Annotated in this window: 14 protein-coding genes, 2 tRNA genes and 1 pseudogene; 10 read left to right on the plus strand and 7 right to left on the minus strand. The window is 73.8% G+C overall.

Features of this window, described 5'->3' with window-relative positions; genetic code table 11:
- Positions 1-83: 83 nt before the first annotated feature.
- Genes ACPXCS_RS03985 through ACPXCS_RS03995 form a run of 3 tightly spaced genes read left to right on the plus strand, consistent with a single transcriptional unit; the run spans position 84 to position 2,859 of the window.
- Positions 84-1,427, plus strand: coding sequence for a replication initiator (locus tag ACPXCS_RS03985; RefSeq protein ID WP_425944421.1), 1,344 nt, complete (start codon positions 84-86; stop codon positions 1,425-1,427).
- Positions 1,424-1,630 carry a helix-turn-helix domain-containing protein gene (locus ACPXCS_RS03990; protein WP_383342046.1) on the plus strand — a complete coding sequence of 69 codons (207 nt, stop codon included), beginning with the start codon at positions 1,424-1,426 and terminating at the stop codon, positions 1,628-1,630. The genes ACPXCS_RS03985 and ACPXCS_RS03990 overlap by 4 nt, the downstream gene beginning before the upstream one ends.
- The gene (locus ACPXCS_RS03995; RefSeq protein ID WP_425944420.1) at positions 1,627-2,859 is read left to right on the plus strand and encodes a site-specific integrase; all 1,233 of its coding nucleotides are present in this window, start codon (positions 1,627-1,629) and stop codon (positions 2,857-2,859) included. Before ACPXCS_RS03990 ends, ACPXCS_RS03995 begins: the two co-directional genes overlap by 4 nt.
- A gap of 82 nt (positions 2,860-2,941) precedes the next feature.
- On the opposite strand, the gene ACPXCS_RS04000 is transcribed toward ACPXCS_RS03995, so the two are convergent.
- Positions 2,942-3,014, minus strand: a tRNA-Arg gene (locus tag ACPXCS_RS04000).
- Between the two features lie 198 nt (positions 3,015-3,212).
- A tRNA-Ser gene (locus ACPXCS_RS04005) sits at positions 3,213-3,303 on the minus strand.
- A 209-nt stretch (positions 3,304-3,512) separates the two neighbouring features.
- Between ACPXCS_RS04005 and ACPXCS_RS04010 the strand changes: the two genes are divergently transcribed.
- Positions 3,513-4,022, plus strand: coding sequence for an SSI family serine proteinase inhibitor (locus ACPXCS_RS04010; RefSeq protein WP_425944419.1), 510 nt, complete (start codon positions 3,513-3,515; stop codon positions 4,020-4,022).
- 326 nt (positions 4,023-4,348) lie between these two features.
- Complete coding sequence (locus ACPXCS_RS04015; RefSeq protein ID WP_425944418.1) at positions 4,349-9,490, plus strand: PAS domain-containing protein; 5,142 nt, start codon at positions 4,349-4,351, stop codon at positions 9,488-9,490.
- On the opposite strand, the gene ACPXCS_RS04020 is transcribed toward ACPXCS_RS04015, so the two are convergent.
- Positions 9,487-10,065 carry a TetR family transcriptional regulator gene (locus tag ACPXCS_RS04020; protein WP_425944417.1) on the minus strand — a complete coding sequence of 193 codons (579 nt, stop codon included), beginning with the start codon at positions 10,063-10,065 and terminating at the stop codon, positions 9,487-9,489. The genes ACPXCS_RS04015 and ACPXCS_RS04020 overlap by 4 nt on opposite strands.
- Before the next feature lie 128 nt (positions 10,066-10,193).
- Here ACPXCS_RS04020 and ACPXCS_RS04025 point away from each other — a divergent pair, with 128 nt between their 5' ends.
- Positions 10,194-11,390: an MFS transporter gene (locus ACPXCS_RS04025; RefSeq protein ID WP_425944416.1), complete on the plus strand. Its 1,197-nt coding sequence runs from the start codon at positions 10,194-10,196 to the stop codon at positions 11,388-11,390.
- 100 nt (positions 11,391-11,490) lie between these two features.
- Here the strand turns inward: ACPXCS_RS04025 and ACPXCS_RS04030 are convergent, their stop codons facing one another.
- The 4 genes and pseudogenes from ACPXCS_RS04030 to ACPXCS_RS04045 all read right to left on the minus strand — a co-directional run bounded on the left by ACPXCS_RS04030 (position 11,491) and on the right by ACPXCS_RS04045 (position 14,575).
- Positions 11,491-13,167: a long-chain fatty acid--CoA ligase gene (locus ACPXCS_RS04030; protein ID WP_425944415.1), complete on the minus strand. Its 1,677-nt coding sequence runs from the start codon at positions 13,165-13,167 to the stop codon at positions 11,491-11,493.
- A 102-nt stretch (positions 13,168-13,269) separates the two neighbouring features.
- A complete protein-coding gene (locus tag ACPXCS_RS04035) occupies positions 13,270-13,830 on the minus strand; it encodes a SigE family RNA polymerase sigma factor (protein ID WP_425944414.1) in 561 nt (186 codons plus the stop codon).
- 133 nt (positions 13,831-13,963) lie between these two features.
- Positions 13,964-14,125: pseudogene (locus tag ACPXCS_RS04040) on the minus strand (lipid-transfer protein); the annotation flags it as partial.
- A gap of 123 nt (positions 14,126-14,248) precedes the next feature.
- Entirely contained in the window at positions 14,249-14,575 is a 327-nt protein-coding gene (locus tag ACPXCS_RS04045) for a hypothetical protein (RefSeq protein WP_094054877.1), read from the minus strand.
- Between the two features lie 365 nt (positions 14,576-14,940).
- Between ACPXCS_RS04045 and ACPXCS_RS04050 the strand changes: the two genes are divergently transcribed.
- From ACPXCS_RS04050 to ACPXCS_RS04065, 4 genes are all read left to right on the plus strand, one after another.
- Entirely contained in the window at positions 14,941-15,807 is an 867-nt protein-coding gene (locus ACPXCS_RS04050; RefSeq protein WP_425944413.1) for a bifunctional DNA primase/polymerase, read from the plus strand.
- A 61-nt stretch (positions 15,808-15,868) separates the two neighbouring features.
- Positions 15,869-16,306, plus strand: a complete 438-nt coding sequence (locus tag ACPXCS_RS04055) for a hypothetical protein (RefSeq protein WP_425944412.1) — start codon at positions 15,869-15,871, stop codon at positions 16,304-16,306.
- Positions 16,307-16,315: 9 nt separating this feature from the next.
- Complete coding sequence (locus ACPXCS_RS04060; protein ID WP_425944411.1) at positions 16,316-16,855, plus strand: DinB family protein; 540 nt, start codon at positions 16,316-16,318, stop codon at positions 16,853-16,855.
- Positions 16,856-16,900: 45 nt separating this feature from the next.
- Positions 16,901-17,128: a hypothetical protein gene (locus ACPXCS_RS04065; RefSeq protein WP_425944410.1), complete on the plus strand. Its 228-nt coding sequence runs from the start codon at positions 16,901-16,903 to the stop codon at positions 17,126-17,128.
- Positions 17,129-17,167: the final 39 nt, after the last annotated feature.

The following is a 17,167-nucleotide window of genomic DNA, read 5'->3' on the forward strand; positions in this document are numbered from 1 at the left end:
CCGACCTGCCCACGTTGTCTAGCCCCCTCGACAGGCCGGGCGCTGGCACCGCCCATCCGTCTCTTCCAAGGAGGAACCCGCACATGCGCCCTGCGGCTCCGACCGCAGCCATCCGCCAGCTGGCCGCACTCGCCCAGCACGGCGACCTCAGCGCCTACGCACACCAGATCCAGCGTCTCGGCGGCTGCGAGCAGCCCGTACGCATGGAAGGCCACCGGCTCGACGTCCACGCCGCAACCGGGGAGATCGTCTGCGAGATCGCCGACCGCGACCTTCCGGCCGGACAGCTCCTCATCCGCTGCAACAACCGCCGTGCCACCCGGTGTGCCGCCTGCGCCGAGATCTACCGCAAAGACACCTTCCACCTGGTCACCGCCGGCCTGAGCGGCGGCAAGGGCATCGGCCCGGCCGTCGCCCAACACCCCCGGGTCTTCGCCACCTTCACCGCCCCGTCCTTCGGCCCCGTCCACAACCGCCCCGGCGGCGGCCGGTGCCGCTGCGGACGCCACCACCCCGACGACGACCCCGCCCTCGGCACACCCCTCGACCCGGACCGCTACGACTACCGCGCGGCCGTCCTGTGGAACGCACACGCCGGGGCACTGTGGGCCCGCTTCACCACCTACCTGCGCCAGCACCTCGCCTCACACGCGGGCATCAGCCGCTCGGCGCTGCGCGACTGCATCAAGGTCTCCTACGCCAAGGTCGCCGAATACCAGCGGCGCGGCGCCGTCCACTTCCACGCCGTCATCCGCCTCGACGGCCCGGACGGCGCCGAGGACGCCCCACCGACTTGGGCCACCACCGGACTGCTCACCGACGCGATCCGATCGGCGGCCCGCCTCGCCGAGACACCCGGCCCCGTCCTCGACGGCCACGCGTACGCATTCCGCTTCGGCGACCAGCTCGACATCCGCCCCATCCGCTCGGCCGACTTCGCGGCCACCTCGGAACTGTCCAGCCGCGCCGTGGCCGCCTACATCGCCAAGTACGCCACCAAGGGCGCCGAAACCGCGGGCACCCTCGACCGCCCCATCCGGAACCCGATCACCGACCTGATCGGCTCCGGCGTCACCGACCACGCCCGGCGCATGATCCTCACCTGCTGGCACCTCGGCGCGCTCCCGGAACTCGAAGACCTACGCCTGCGCAAGTGGGCTCACATGCTCGGCTTCCGCGGCCACTTCTCCACCAAGTCCCGCGCCTACTCCGTCACCCTCGGCGCCCTCCGCCAGGCACGCGCCGACCACAACGAAGCCCTGGCCCGTGAACGCGCGGCCGAAGCCATCCGCCCACTGCCCGCCCCGGACACCGTGCTCGTGCTGTCTCACTGGCGGTTCGCCGGCACCGGCCTGACCACCGCGGAAACGTGGCTGGCCGCCTCTCACCGACTCGACCCCGAAACCGAAGGAGGACCCGCGAAGTGACCACGGTGACGATTCAGCGGAAGTGGCACACGACGGCCGAGGTCGCCGAGATGCTCGGCTTCGGCCTGTCCAAGACCAAAGCGCTCGTGCTGAGCGGCGAGATCCGTTCCGTGAAGATCGGCCGCAACCGGCGCATCCTCCCGGCCTGGGTCGACGAGTACGTGAACCGCTGCGCCACCGACGCCGAGGGGCGGGCGGCATGAGCGGCAAGCGGGCCAACGGTGAAGGGTCCATCTACCCGTACAAGAGCGGCTTCGCTGCGTACGTCTGGGTGACCACCCCGGACGGCAACCGGAAGCGGAAGTACGTCTACGGCAAGACCCGCGAGGAGACCCACGAGAAGTGGATCAAGCTGCACGGTGAAGCGAGCAAGGGGCCTGTACGGACTCGGCACCGCACGGTGGAAGCGTTCCTCTCCTACTGGCTGGAGTCAATCGTCAAACCGAACCTCGCTCCGCTGTCGTACGTCTCGTACGAGGGGTCAGTACGGCTCTATATCGTCCCGCATCTGGGAGCGAAGCGGCTCGACAAGCTGACCGTCCGGGACGTGCGCGAGTGGCTGACCAAACTCGCAGGGATCTGCCAGTGCTGCGCGCAGGGCAAGGACACGAAGCGGGCCCTGGCTCGGCGTCGGTGCTGCGCTGTCGGCGAATGCTGTGAGGCGTACCCGTCCCGCCGGGTGATCCAGGCGGCACGTGATGCCCTTCGGGCCGCTCTCACCCATGCCGTGGCCGAAGAGGAGATCAGCAAGAACGTGGCTTCTCTGGTCAAGGTCCCCAAGCCTCGTAGGCATCGGATCAAGCCCTGGTCCGTGGTCGAGGCCAGCCGTTTCCTCGACGACGGGCTGACTCGCGAAGATCCGCTCTTCGCCGCCTGGGTCCTGGTGCTTTGCCTCGGTCTCCGCCGGGGCGAAGTCCTCGGGCTCACGTGGAAGTCGATCGACTTCGAGACGGGCGAACTGTACGTCGATCACCAGATCCAGCGGGCGGGTCGCCAGATCCTCCACCGTGAGACGAAGACCGAGGAGTCGGATGACTTCCTTCCTCTGCCCGAGTTCTGTCTGAAGGCCCTGCGGATGCGCCGGGCCCAGCAGATTGGGGACCGGAAGGCGGTCGGTGATCTCTGGCAGGACACCCGCGGCCTGGTCTTCACGACGAAGTACGGGACGCCCATCGAGCCGGGGAATCTCACTCGCATGTTCGCCCTGCGCGCCCGGCGGGCCGGGCTCCGGGTGATCCCGCTCAGGAACACCCGGCACACGTGCAGTTCGCTCATGGTGGCCCTCAAGGTGCACCCCAAGGTGGCGCAGCGCATCCTCCGGCACTCGCAGATCGCCATGACGATGGAGGTCTACGCGGAGGCGAGTGAGGAGGAGGTGCGGGCCGCGCTCGGCAAGCTGTCCGCTGCGATGGGCGGTGCGGAGAGCGGCTGATCATCGGCCGTTGCTGTACTTCGCTGCTGTACGCCTCAGAAACGCCGAAGGCCCCGGATCTCTCCGGGGCCTTTGACCTGTGTGCACTCGGCAGGATTCGAACCTGCAACCTTCTGATCCGTAGTCAGATGCTCTATCCGTTAAGCTACGAGTGCTTGTTCTGTTTTATCGCCGCTCTCGGGCCTTCCGGCTCGCTCGCGGCGACAGGAAGAACATTACATGACTGCCGCCGCCATGTGAAATCCGTTAGCCATACCCCTTGTGACCTGCGAAAACACCGTTCGGGTGGGGTAGGTGCGGTCCCCCGGCAACAGCGAAGCCCCGGTCGCTGGACCGGGGCTTCGTGATCACGGCGGAGGCGGAGGGATTTGAACCCTCGATGGGCTTTAAGGCCCAAACCGCATTAGCAGTGCGGCGCCATAGACCGGACTAGGCGACGCCTCCACACATCCACCCGCGCGAGCGCGGATCGGTGCGTGCCGATGATGACACAGTCGAGCGGGGTGTCACCAATCGACCCCCACGGTACTAGGCGGGAAGGGCGCGGGGCAAAGGCCTTGTCCGGTCCGCGGCCCGTGGTCAAGGGAGGGCCGGAGGGAGGGCGTGCGCGGGGGCGCGCGCAACGTCCGGGGGCGTGCCGCGTTAGTCAGGGCATGTTGCGTGCCACTCCCCGGGCCACCGCCCGCCCCGCCCTGCGGCGCCTCCTCGTCGGCGCCGCCTCCGTCGCCGCCGTCGGGTCGCTGGCTGCCGCCCCCTCCACCGCGTACGCCCAGGCCGAAGCGACCGGCCCGGCCTCGCCCGCCCGGGCCGGCGGCGGTCCGGACCGCGACCACCTCACCGTCACCGTGCGCAACGCCGGTGGCACCGCCGACGGCACCTACGAGCTGTACTGCGGCCCCGACGGCGGCAGCCACCCCGACCCGCGCGGAGCCTGCGCCGCGCTGGAGCGGGACACGCGCTGGGGGCAGGACCTCTTCGCGCCCGCTCCCGAGGGCGGCTTCTGCACCATGCAGTACGGCGGGCCGGCCACCGCGCACGTCACCGGCACCTGGGCCGGACGCCCCGTCGACGCGAGCTACGACCGCCGCGACGGCTGCGGGATCGCCCGCTGGGACCGGCTCGTGCCGCTGCTGCCGGACATGAAGGCCGAAGGCCGGGGCTGACACGGGACGCAAGGAGGGCCGGCGCGGGGCCCGTTTGCGCCACAGTCGGCCCTCATTCCGCCGGCTGCGGGCCTCTCGGCCGAAAGGTACAGAAACGCCGCGGTCGTAAAGGTCCCGCGAAGGTCCCGCGACGTCGTCGCAGGAGGGCGGGCGTTTGGGGCCTACTCGGTCGTCAGTGCGGGGTCACGTCCTCGTGCGACCTCCCTCTCATCCGGCGTCGCGAGCGCAACCCCAGCCCTTAGACTCCCTCGCGTGACACGCTGCGGGACGGTTGGCAAGATGGCCCGAGCGGTCGGCAAGGTGCGGTAACAGGGAGGAAGCGTCTCGTGAGCAGCAGGCCATCCCGAGGCGCTGCTCGCCTCGCAGCCATACTGGACGCCCTGCCGGACGCGTTGGTGCTGGTCAATGCCAACGGGACGGTCGTCAACGCCAACACCATCGCCCTGGAGGCCTTCGAGACCCCGGGCACCGCCCTGGTGGGGCGGGGGCTGCTGGATCTGCTGCCGCAGTTCGACTCCAAGCTCATCCCGGGCTCCATGCGGCGGCCCGAGCACCTCGACCCGCGGGCCCGGACCAAGCCGACCCGGATGGTCGCGCGCAGGACCGACGGGACCGAGTTCCCCGTCGAGGTCACCAGTGCGAACCTGGAGAACGGGCAGCAGGCCTACGACGGTTACGGCTACACCGGCGACGAACTGCTCATGCTCGTCGTCCGCGATCTGTCCGGGACCGTCGACACCGAGGCCGAGCTGGCGCGCTCGCAGCGGCAGACCGAGATGATCCTGCGGGCCGCGTCCGAGGGCGTCGTCGGGACCGACACCGACGGGCGGATCGTCCTGGTCAACCCGGCCGCCGCCCAGATACTGGGCTACCGGGCCAGCGACCTCGGCGGGCGCGAGCTGCACACGCTCGTCCTGCACTCACGCGCCGACGGTTCCCCCTTCCCCTACGACGAGTCGCCCCTGGCCGACACCCTGCGCTCCGGGCGCAAGCACCGGGTGCGCGGGCAGGTGCTGTACGCCAAGAACGGCGGGAAGGTGCCGGTCGACCTGACGACCGCGCCCGTGCGCGACGGCGACCAGCTCGTCGGCGCCGTCATGACCTTCACCGACCGGCGGCCCTACGACGCCGTCGTCGAGGAGAAGGAGGCGGCCGAGAAGCGGCACGCCGAGGAGCTGGAGCGGATCGCCGAGGAGCACGCCTCCGAGCTGACCGCCCTGCGCCAGCAGCACGTCACCGAGGTGGAGGAGCTGCGCGAGCGGCACTCCGAGGAACTCGCCGCGAACGAGGAGCGGTACGCCGCCCTCGGGGAGCGGGAGAAGGACCGGTTCGAGGCGCTCGCCGCCCGGCACGAGCAGCTGCTGACCCTGCTCGGGCGCTCCCTGCGCGGGCCGCTGGAGGAGCTGCGCCGCGAGCTGGCCGCGCTCGCCGCCGACGACGCAGGGCAGCTGTGGCCCGAGGCCAACCAGGTGCTGCACCACCTGTCGGCCGGCTACTCGCGCATCACGACGCTGATCGACAACGTCCTCGGCTACCAGCGGCTCGACGCCGGCGGCGAGAACGTCGCCCGGACCAAGGTGATGCTGGACGCGGTCGTCGCCGCGGGTGTCGACGGGGCCGTCGAGCTCATCGGGCCCGGGCGGGTGCAGTTCGCCGTGCACGCGCCGCCCATCGAGGCCGAGGTCGATCCGCGGCTGCTCGCCACCGCCCTGGCGCATCTCGTCGCCGACGTGGCCGGTGTCGACGCGACGGGCAACACGCCCGTGTCGGCGGGCGGTTACCTGGACAACACCGTCGTGGTGGCGGCGGCGCAGCGCGGCGAGGTCGTCCGCATCGAGGTGCGTGGGCCGTACGCCGGTGGCGACAGCGTCCACGAGCCCATCGTGCGGGGCATCGTCCGGGCCCACGGCGGCGTGCTGCAGACGCACGAGGTGCCGGGGATGAGCGGGAGCGCGTACGTCCTGGAGGTGCCGCTCGGGGGCGGCGCCGGGGCGGTCCCCGCGCAGCCGGCGGACGAGGCCGCAGCCGACGCCCCGGAGGAGCAGACCTCCGGCGGCGGGCGGCGCCGGGCCCGGCGCGGTTCGACCGACGCGTTCCTCGACGCCGACGTCCCGGCCGCTGAGGGTGACGAGGCCGGTGAGGCCCCTGGCGCCGCGAGTGGCGGCGCTCCCGGCGCTCCCGGCGGTGCCGGTGGCGCCGGTGGCGCCGAGGCGGCCGTGCCGACCGGGCGGCGCCGGCGGCGGGCCGCCGGACAGCCGGCCGCGCTTCCCGCGCAGGCCTCCGGTGAGGGCCCCGTGTCGGGCGGCACCGGGCGGCGGCGCGGCCGGGCGGCCGAGGACGCCGCCGCGGCTGCCGCCGCCGGGGTTCCGGCCGGGGGCGTCGGAAGTGCCGTCCAGGGCGTCGCCGAGGGGGCCGTCGTCACGGCGGCCGAGCACGCGGCCGGTACCGCGGCCTCGGGGACCGGGCTGGGCGGGACCGTGCCGCCGCAGGGCGTGCCCGCGCCGCCGTCCGGGCGGCGGGCCCGGCAGGAGCCGGGTGAGCAGCACGCGTTGCCGCCGGCCCTGCCCGCGCTGTCGTCCGGCGAGTCCTCCGACGGTCCGGGCGACGCGGCGCAGGGACCGGGACCGGGACAGGAACAAGACCAGGGGCAGGCTCAGCAGCCGACCGGGCGCCGGCGGCGGGCACTGGCCGCGGCGAACGAGAGGGCGGCGGCCGCGGCGCAGCAGGCGGCGGGGCCGCGTCCGGTGTTCGCGCTGCCGCCCGCCGAGGCCGACCAGACGGCTTCGGCCGGGCAGGGGGCCGAGACGGTTCCGCCCGGCGCGGCCGGTGCCCCCGGGGCGACCGGCGCCGCGGGTGGGGGCGGACCGGTGGCCGCCGGGGACGGCGGCGCCGAGGAGGGGCGGCATGACGCCGTGCCCCACGACCAGACCGCCGATCACACCCCTCCGCAGCCGCATCCCACGAGCGCGCCCACCGGGCGCCGACGGCGTGCCGTCGCACCGCAGCCGGCCGAGGGCGCGACCGGGGCCCAGGCGCCGGGCGCGACAGGGTCTGTGCCGGGGGCGCAGGGCGCGCAGCCGGTGGGGCCCGCCGCGGTGGGTGCCGTGCCGGGTGCCCTGCCCGCCGGGCCCGGACAGGCGGCCGTCGCCCAGCAGAACGCCGCCGGCCAGGTGCCTCCGGGGCAGGCCGTCCCGGGGCAGGGCGTGCCCGGGCAGGTCGGGGTGGCCGCCGGTCAGGTGGCGCCGGGTACGGCCGTGCCGCCGCAGGGCGCCGTCCCCCGGGCCGACGTCCCTCAGGCCCCCGTCCCTCAGCCGCAGGGCACCGCGGTCCCGCCGCAGCAGCACGCGGCCGTTCCGCCCCAGGGAGCGGTACCGCCCCAGGGCCTCTCCGCGTCCGCGCAGGGCGTGGCCGCCGCACCTGGGCAGGGCGCCGCCGTACCCCCGCAGGGCGTCGGCGTACCGCCGCAGGGTGTCGCGGTACCGCCGCAGGGCGTCGCCGCGCCCGGGCAGGGCGTCGCCGTACCCCCGCAGGGCGTTGGCGTACCCCCGCAGGGCGTCGGCGTACCGCCCCACGGCATCTCCGCGCCCCCGCAAGGTGCCGCCGTACCGCCCCACGGCATCTCCGCGCCCCCGCAAGGTGCCGCCGTACCGCCCCACGGCATCTCCGCACCTCCGCAAGGTGCCGCCGTACCCCCGCAGGGCGTCGGTGTACCGCCGCAGGGCGTCGCCGTCCCCCCGCAAGGTGCCGCCGTACCGCCCCACGGCATCTCCGCACCTCCGCAAGGTGCCGCCGTACCGCCCCACGGTGTCGCCGTGCCCCCGCAGGGCGTCGGGGTGCACCCGCAGGTCGTGTCCGTGCCCGCTGCCGGTGGGCTCGGGGAGAGTGTGCAGGCCGCTCTTCCGGGGCAGCTGCCGCCGGCGCAGGGCGCGCAGCCGCTGCCGCAGCCGGGCGGTGTCGCGCCGGAGCAGCAGGTCCCCGTCGCACAGCCGTTGCCCGCCGAGGCCGCGCCCGGGCACCCGGTGCCCGCGACCCCGGCGCAGGGCACGCCCGCGCCGCAGTCCTGGCCCGCCGCCGACGACACCTCGGGAGCCGGTGTCGACGCGGCGAACGGTGCCGGGCACGCCGTACCGCCGAACGGCGCGGCGGCGCGGGCGCCCCAGGCCGCCCCGCAGCACGGCACCCCGGCCCCGGGCACCCCGCTGCCTCCGGAGGGCGCGCCGCGGGCGGCGCAGCCGTTGCCCGCAGAGGCCGCGGCGCCCACCGATCCCCACTCCACGCAGGGGCGGGCGATCAGCGTGCGGACGCTGGGTCAGGGCGTGCCCTTCAACCGGCAGGCGGCCCAGGTCCAGCAGCCGTCGGCGACGCCTCCCCCGCACCAGCCAGGCGGATCGGGCCGGCGCCGCAAGCTCGGCACACCGCCCGACCCGGCCGCGCGCACGGAACAGCCGGCGCGTCCCGAGCCGGCGCCCCGCCCCGAGGCCGCCCAGCGGCCGCAGCGAACTGCCGAGCCCACGCCCGCCCCGGCGCAGGTGCCCGCCCAGGCCTCCGCGCCCCTTCCGGCGCAGCCGTCGCTCGCCGGCCAGTCCCGGCTCGCGCCACCGGCCGAGCGCGGCGGGCGCTCGTACGCCATAGGCGCCCCGGACGAGAACGCCGCCGAGGGTCCCGAGCCACTGGACGGGCCGGGCGGTGCCGTCGAGGTGGCCGATCCGCCGCGGCAGCAGCCGATGGACGACGAGTTGCCGCCGGAGCCGCTGGACAACCCGCGGCGGCTGCTGGTGTGGCCGGCGCCGGACGTCAGCACGCAGCAGGCGCTGAGCGACCGCGGCTACCGTCCGGTCGTCGTGCACTCGCGCGAGGAGGTCGACGCGCAGATCGCGGCCTTCCCCGCCGCGCTGTTCGTCGACCCGCTGACCGGGCCGATCACCCGGACGGCACTGCAGTCGCTGCGGCAGGCCGCCGTGGCCGCCGAGGTGCCGGTGCTGGTCACGGCCGGTCTCGGGCAGGCCTCGCGGGACGCGGCGTACGGCGCCGATCCGGCGGTGCTGCTGAAGGCGCTGGCGCCCCGGGACAGCGAGCAGCACCCGCCGCGCGTCCTGCTCGTCGAGGAGCACGCGGAGATCGCGCTGGCGCTGACGGCGACGCTGGAGCGGCGCGGGATGCAGGTCGCGCGGGCCGCGAGCGACGCGGACGCGGTGGCGCTGGCGGGGCAGTTCCGGCCGAACCTGGTCGTGATGGACCTGCTGCAGGTGCACCGGCGGCAGGCCGGGTTCGCCGGGATCATCGACTGGCTGCGGGCGAACGGGCAGCTGAACCGCACCCCGCTCGTCGTCTACACCGCCGCCGTCGACCAGGCGGACCTGCCGCGGCTGGCGTCGGGAGAGACGGTGCTGTTCCTGGCCGAGCGGTCCACCAGCGGCGAGGTGCAGACCCGGATCGTCGAACTGCTCAGCCGGATCGGCACCAACTAGCGGGCCGAGAGCCTGCGGGCGGCCTCCTTGACCGAGGCGCGCAGGCGGTCCCGGTCGGTGTCCTCGTCGCCGACCAGGATGCGCCGCATCTGCGGGACGACGGCGGTCCAGTTGGCGAGGGCGGTCAGCAGGAAGAGCAGGTCGGCCGCCGGGATGGCGTCGGTGACCACGCCCCGGTCCTGGCCGTCCCGGAGGGCGGCGACCTTGCGGCGGTAGTGCTCCTGGCGGTCGGACTCGTGGGGCAGTTCGGTGCTGCCGTACTCCAGGCCCTCCCAGAAGAGCAGGCGCAGCAGCTCGGGATGGGCCGCGTGGTAGTCCATCAGGCGGTCGATCCAGCCCTCCAGGTCGTCCGGATCGACGGGGACGGCCTCGGCGAGGTGGAGCATCTTCCGCTCCAGGACGATGGCGAACAGCTCCGCCTTGTTGCCGAAGTAGGCGTAGATGAGCTGCTTGTTGGCCTTCGCCTCGGCGGCGATGCGGTCGATGCGGGCACCGGCGATGCCGTGCCGGGCGAACTCGGCGACCGCCGCCTCGAAGATCCGGGCCTTGGTGGCCTCGGGGTCCCTTGCTGCCATGGGGAGAGGGTAGCGCGCCAGGTAACCAACCGTTTGGTTGACAGGAATGGACGAGCCGCCCATGCTGTTGGGCGAGTAGCCAACCAACCAGTTAGTTGTTAGAGCCGGCTCCAAGGAGTCCTCCCCTCATGTCCTCAGCGACCGCGACCACACCCCGCACGGCCCCCGCACGGCAGGACCGCGCCCCCTCCCCGGGTCTCTTCCTCACGCTGATCGCCGTGTGCAGCGCGGTGACCGCCGCCAACATCTACCTCGCCGCGCCGCTGCTCTCGCTCATGGCCCGCGACTTCGGCTCGGCGCCCTCGGCCGTCGCCTGGATCGCCTCGGTCGCGCAGCTCGGCTACGCCGTCGGCCTGCTGTTCTTCGCCCCGCTCGGCGACAGCGCCAACCGGCGCCGGCTGGTGGCCGGGCTGACGCTCGTCACCACGGTCGCGCTGGTCGCCGCCGCGGTCGCGCCGGGCGTCGGGGCGCTCGCGGTGGCCGTGTTCGTCGCCTCGGCGGCCACGGTGATACCGCAGCTGCTCGTGCCGCTGGTCGCCGAACGCGCTCCCGCGGACCGGCGGGCCCGGCATGTCGCGGCCGTGATCGCGGGCCTGTTCACCGGGATCGTCGCGGCGCGGGTGCTGGGCGGCCTGGCCGGTCAGGCCTTCGGGTGGCGCTGGGTGTTCGCGGGCGCGGCCGTGCTCACGCTCGCCCTCGGGCTCGCCACCGCCTCCGTGCTGCCCTCGCGGCGGCGCCGGACCGGTCCGCTGTTCTCGGGTCTGGCCGCCCTGCCGTCGGTGCTGCGGAGCTCGCCCGACCTGTGGCGGGCGTGCGTGCGGCAGGCCGGGATGTTCGGTGCGTGGAGCGCGCTGTGGACGTCTCTCGCGCTGCTGCTGACCGGGCCCGCGTACGGGCTGTCCACCGCGGCGGCCGGGCTCTTCGGGCTCTTCGGACTGACCGCGACCGCGGTGGCGCCGCTGGCCGGCGGGCTGGTGGACCGGTTCGGCGCGGCCCGGGTCGTGCGGTCCGCGTACCTGCTGGCCGCCGTGTCGGTGCCGCTGTTCTGGCTGGGCGGACACGTGCTGGTGGCGCTGTTCGCCGCCGCGGTCCTGATCCACGCGGCGCTGGTGGCGTCCCACGTCGCCAACCAGACCCTCGCCCTGACCGCGACCTCCACCCCCGCCACCGCCAACACGGCCTATGTCGTCGCCGGTTTCGCGGGCGGGGCCGCCGCCTCGGCCCTCGCGGGCGCCGCGTACAGCCACCTCGGCTGGGGCGGGGTGTGCGCCGTCGCCGGGGTGTGGCTGGTGCTGGGGTGGGGGCTCAGCTGGTCGCGGCGGTGAGACGAGCTGCGGCGGGCGCGGTGGGATCGCCGCGCCCGCGAAGCCGCGGGAACGGCGGAGCCCCCGGCCACGGCCGGGGGCTCCGGCGCGTCCACCGGTTTCACAGGCGCGTGACGTCCAGCTCGCCCGTCGCGTACCGCCTGCGCAGCACCTTCTTGTCGAACTTGCCGACGCTGGTCTTCGGGACCGCCTCGATGACCGTCCAGCGCTCCGGGAGCTGCCACTTGGCGATCTTGCCCTCGTCGGCGAGGAAGGCGCGCAGGGTCTCGAAGGTGGCGGTGGCGCCCTCCCTGAGGACGACCGTGGCCAGGGGGCGCTCGCCCCACTTGTCGTCGGGGACGGCGACGACCGCCGCCTCGGCGACGTCCGGGTGGGACATCAGCGCGTTCTCCAGCTCCACCGAGGAGATCCACTCGCCGCCGGACTTGATGACGTCCTTGGCCCGGTCGGTGAGGGTGAGGTAGCCGTCGGGGGAGATGGTGCCGACGTCGCCGGTCTTGAGCCAGCCGTCCTCGCTGAACTTGTCGGCGGGGCGCAGCGGCTCGGCGTCCGGGCCGTTGTAGTAGGCGCCCGCGATCCACGCGCCGCGGACCTCCAGCTCGCCGGCGGACTGGCCGTCCCAGGGGAGGCGCTCACCGCCCGGGCCGGTCAGCCGGGCCTCGACCCCGGCCGGGAAGCGGCCCTGGGTGAGGCGGTAGGCGAACTCCTCGTCCGTGCCGACCGCGGCGGCCGGGGGACGGGCGACCGTGCCCAGCGGGGAGGTCTCCGTCATGCCCCAGGCGTGGCAGACCCGCATGCCCAGCTTGTCGAAGGCCTCCATCAGCGACGGCGGACAGGCCGATCCGCCGATGGTGACCTGGGTGAGGGAGGAGACGTCCCGGGGGTGCGCGGTCAGCTCCGCGAGCAGGCCCTGCCAGATGGTCGGCACGGCGGCGGCGTGGGTCGGCCGCTCGCCCTCGATCATCGCGGCGAGCGGGGCGGGCTGCAGGAAGCGGTCCGGCATCAGCATGTTCACGCCGGTCATGAAGGTCGCGTGCGGCAGGCCCCAGGCGTTCACGTGGAACTGCGGGACCACGACCAGGGAGGTGTCCTCGTCGGTCAGGCCCATCGACTGGGCCATGTTGACCTGCATGGAGTGCAGGTAGATGGAGCGGTGGCTGTAGACCACGCCCTTGGGGTCGCCGGTGGTGCCGGAGGTGTAGCACATGGCGGCGGCCTGGCGTTCGTCCAGCTCGGGCCAGTCGTAGGAGGCCGGCTTCCCGGCGATCAGGTCCTCGTACTCGTGGACCCGCGCGGTCGCCTCGGCGAGCAGGGAGCGGTCACCGGGGCCGGTGACGACCACGTGCTCGACGGTCTTCAGGTGCGGCAGCAGCGGGGCGAGCAGGGGGAGCAGCGAACCGTTGGCGATGATCACGCGGTCGGCGGCGTGGTTGACGATCCAGGCCAGCTGCTCGGGCGGGAGGCGGAGGTTCAGGGTGTGCAGGACCGCGCCCATGGACGGGATCGCGAAGTACGCCTCGACGTGCTCCGCGTTGTTCCAGGCGAGGGTCGCCACGCGCTCGTCGCCGGTGACGCCGAGGTCCTCCCGCAGCGCGTGGGCCAGCTGGGCCGCGCGGGCGCCGATCTCCGCGAAGGAGCGGCGGTGCGGTTCGTCCTCACCGGTCCACGTGGTCACCTGCGATGTCCCGTGGATCGTCGACCCGTGGGTCAGGATCCTCGAGATCAGCAGCGGTACGTCCTGCATGGTGCTCAGCACGGCGTCCTCCCGGGGCGACATTGCCTACGCGGTGGTAAAGGTTGCGCTGATTCTGCGCACATACCGCGCGGTATGTCACTAGGGGACGGTGATCGATCAGCCGACGTTAGCCCACGCTTGGGCTCAGGACCGAACAAATCCCAGCTCGGAGTCCTCGCGGAGCTTGCCCAGCGCCCGTGACACGGCCGACTTCACCGTGCCCACCGAGACGCCGAGCACCTCGGCCGTCTGGGCCTCGCTCAGGTCCTCGTAGTACCTGAGGACCACCATCGCCCGCTGCCGGGCGGGCAGCCGCATGATCGCCCGCCACATCGCGTCGCGCAGCGCCTGCTGCTCGGCCGGGTCGTCGCCGCCGGGCACCGGGTCCGGCTCGGGCAGCTCGTCGCAGGCGAACTCGTCGACCTTGCGCTTGCGCCACTGCGAGGTCCGCGTGTTGACCAGCGCCCGGCGCACGTAGCCGTCGAGGGCGCGGTGGTCCTCGATGCGCTCCCAGGCGACGTACGTCTTGGCGAGCGCGGTCTGCAGCAGGTCCTCCGCGTCGCTCGGGTTACCGGTGAGCGAGCGGGCGGTACGCAGCAGCACCGGCTGGCGGGCCCTGACGTACGACGAGAACGACGGGTACGGAAGGGTCTGCGCCGCGGGCGCGGCCGCCTTCGAAGCGCTCGTGCAGACGAGTGGGGTCATGGCTCAACGCTATGAGCGGGGCGGTACCCGGCGGATCGGCCGCAGGTCCCGAAGCGGGGTCCCCCTCAGGTTGTAGGGGTGGGGGTGACTGCACCTCCTGTAGGTGGAGCGGCGGGCCCGGCCTACTGCGGGTTCACCCCTGGGGGCCGGCGCTCAGGACCGGTCCCGACGCGGGGACGCCCGTGCCCGCCGTCACCAGGACGACCCGCCGCGCGCCCGGCACCCGGCCGACCGCCGTGCCCCCGATCTGCCGCACGGCCTCCGCGATGCCGTTCATGCCGTGCGGGTACCCCTGAACGCCTGAACGCCTGAACGCCTGAACGGCGGTACCGGAGTACCGCCGCCCAGACGCTTGTCACCCCACGAAGCACACCCACTCGGCACCGCGGGCCGGTACCTGCGCACCGGCCCGCTCAGCTCACCACCACAGCGGGGCGAAGCTGACGGCGGTGTTGGCGTTGCCCTGGTTGACGGCCGTGAACGCCGAGCCGTTGACCTGGGCGGTGTTGCTCTGGTTGGAGGCGCCCTCACCCACCGCCTGCTGCTGGGTGGTGGCCGCGTTGCCGAAGTTGTCACCGCCGACGCCGCTGCCGAGGATGCCCTGCTCGGCCTCGGTGACGGCCGCGATGGATCCGTTGTCCGCGAAGGCGCCGTTGTCCGCCGTCGCGACACCCGTGAACAGAGCGGCTGCGAGCGGAAGGGCGGAGACGGCGGCGATGACACGGGCGGTACGGATGCTTGCCATGGTGTTGTCCCTCCAGGACCTGTGAACCGTGCGCACCGGCTCTTGACCGTGAGCGCGCGAAGTACTGCTGCCACCAGGGAGATCGGCCGGCCGCCCTGGCTTTCCGTGCGGCGTCGCGAGTCCAGACTTGCCCACCGAATCCCCGGCGAACCACCCCGGAAGCCGCTCTTCGCACGCAAGCGTGAGGACAAGTCGATAAACCCCTTTGCGTCACTTCTGTCCCGGACAGGGGCACACGGGGGCGTTCGAACCCCGGTGCCGCAAGGGACGAAGCGTTCCCGCACTTTTCGGGCGCAGGGCTCCACCCCGGCGCGTCGCAGCCGTTCCCTCTTTCCTTTTTCGAACGTACGTACGAAACTAGAGTCATGGCCACCACCGACCGGCAGGCCACGACGCTGGCCCTCGCGCACGCCCTGTCAGCCGCCGAGCGCGGGCTCGCCGTCATTCCCCTGTCGCGCACCAAGCTGCCCGCGCTGCGTTCCCCCCACCGCGACGACCCCGCCCCCTCCCCCTGCCACGGCGAGTGCGGCCGCCTCGGCCACGGCGTGTACGACGCCTCCAGCGACCCGGCCCGCATCCGCGAGTTGTTCGCCGCCGCGCCCTGGGCGACCGGCTACGGCATCGCCTGCGGCCTGCCCCCGCACCATCTGATCGGCATCGACCTGGACGTGAAGACCGGCACGGACTCCTCGGCCGCCCTGCGCGAGCTGGCCCTGCGGCACCTGTTCACGATCCCCCCGACGGTGGTGGTGCTGACCCCCTCGGGCGGGCGTCACCTGTGGCTCAGCGGCCCGCCCGACGCGGTCGTCCCCAACTCCGCGGGCCGCCTCGCCCCCGGCATCGACATCCGGGGCGCCGGCGGCTACCTCGTCGGCCCCGGCTCCCGCACGGACCGGGGCGTGTACGCCGCCGCGCCCGGCACCGCCCACCTGCCCCCCGCCCGCTGCCCGCGCTCCCTGCTGCGGCTGCTCGTCCCCCCGCCCCGCTCCCCCCACCCCCCGCACACGGCGGCCGACGGGCACGGCCAGGGCCTGGTCCAGTTCGTCCTGGCCGCGCACGAGGGCCAGCGCAACACCCGCCTGTTCTGGGCGGCCTGCCGGGCCTACGAGGACGGCATCGGACCGGCGCTCGTGGCCCCCCTGGTCGAGGCGGCCCTGAACACCGGCCTGTCCGCACGCGAGGCCCGGGCGACGATCGCGTCCGCGGCCCGGATGACGGGACACCGGCCGTGACCAGAGCCCTGTCCCTGAGCACCGAAAGACCCCCATGCACCCGTACGGCAACACGCCGGCCATGGCGCTCACCCGCCTCGTCCTGGCCTCGGGCCGCTCGGTGGACCTCGCCGAGCTGCGCTTCTCGTCGACCTACGGCGACCTCCCGGCGGGCTACCCCTGCAGACCCGTGAACGACCTGCGCATCGCCCGCCTGGTGCGCGCCGCCGAGCGCGCCCACCCGGGCACCCCGGTCCACCTGGTGCCGCCCGCGCGCGAGTACCCCGACCAGTTCGCGGGCGGCCTCGGGCCCGTGGAGGTGCTGCCGGCCGTGGCCTGCCTGGGCACCTTCCGGTCCGTGGCCCTGGACCCGGCCCACGACCCGGTCACCTACCGCTCGCGCCTGGTCGTCGTCTGGTTCCAGGCCACGACCCGCCTGCCGTCCGGCTGCGACGCCGACCCGGCGCTGCGGGACCTCGACTGGACGGGACTGGCCAGGTACGCGCGGACCGTTGCGTAGGGTCGTGCGATGAGCGTCTCCCGCACGGAACTGCTGCGCGCGCAGTTCGAGTTGACCTGGTCCTTGTTCGAGTACCACCTGGAGCGGCTGGAGCCGGCGGACTTCCTCTGGGAGCCCGCGCCGCACTGCTGGACGATGCGCCGGGCCGCCGACGGCACCTGGGTCCCGGACTGGGCGGACACCGAACCCGACCCCGTCCCGGTGCCCACGATCGGCTGGGTGAGCTGGCACCTCGGCTGGTGGTGGAGCGTCGCCCTCGACCACGCGCAGGGCCGTCCGCCCCGTGACCGCGCGGACATCGCCTGGCCCGGCGAGGGCGCCGCGACCGTCACCTGGCTGCGGGAGCTGCGCGGCCGGTGGCTGTCGGTCCTGGACGGCCTGGACGAGCCGGACCTGGACGCCACGGCCCCCTTCCCGTGGCCGGACGATCCCCGGTACACCGTCGCGCACATGGTCGCCTGGGTGAACACGGAACTGACCAAGAACGTCAGCGAGATCGGCCAGCTGCGGCTGCTGCGGGCGGCCTCGGCGGTACGCCTAAATCACTAACAGCACACCCTGTGACCTGCGAGAAGACGGTTCGTTGAAGCGAGCATGCGTACTCGTCTGCTGTCCCGTGCCGCTGCAGTGCTGCTCGCTCTCGCCGCCCTCCAGGGCGGATCGCCCGCCCTGGCCGCCGATGAGGGCGGCGGCGGGGGCGGCCGTTCGGGCTCGATCGACCCGATCACCCCGTTCGCGCAGGGCGCCTCGGCCCTCGCGGGCATGGCCCAGCCGTTCTACACCGCCTTCACCCAGGCCGTCTCGCCGCCGCCGAGGGCCTGATCCGGCGGCGCGGCCGCGGGGCGCGTGACATCGTGAGGG

The sequence above is a fragment of the Streptomyces sp. DT190 genome, from assembly GCF_049846985.1.
In the GTDB taxonomy this organism is placed as follows: Bacteria; Actinomycetota; Actinomycetes; order Streptomycetales; family Streptomycetaceae; genus Streptomyces.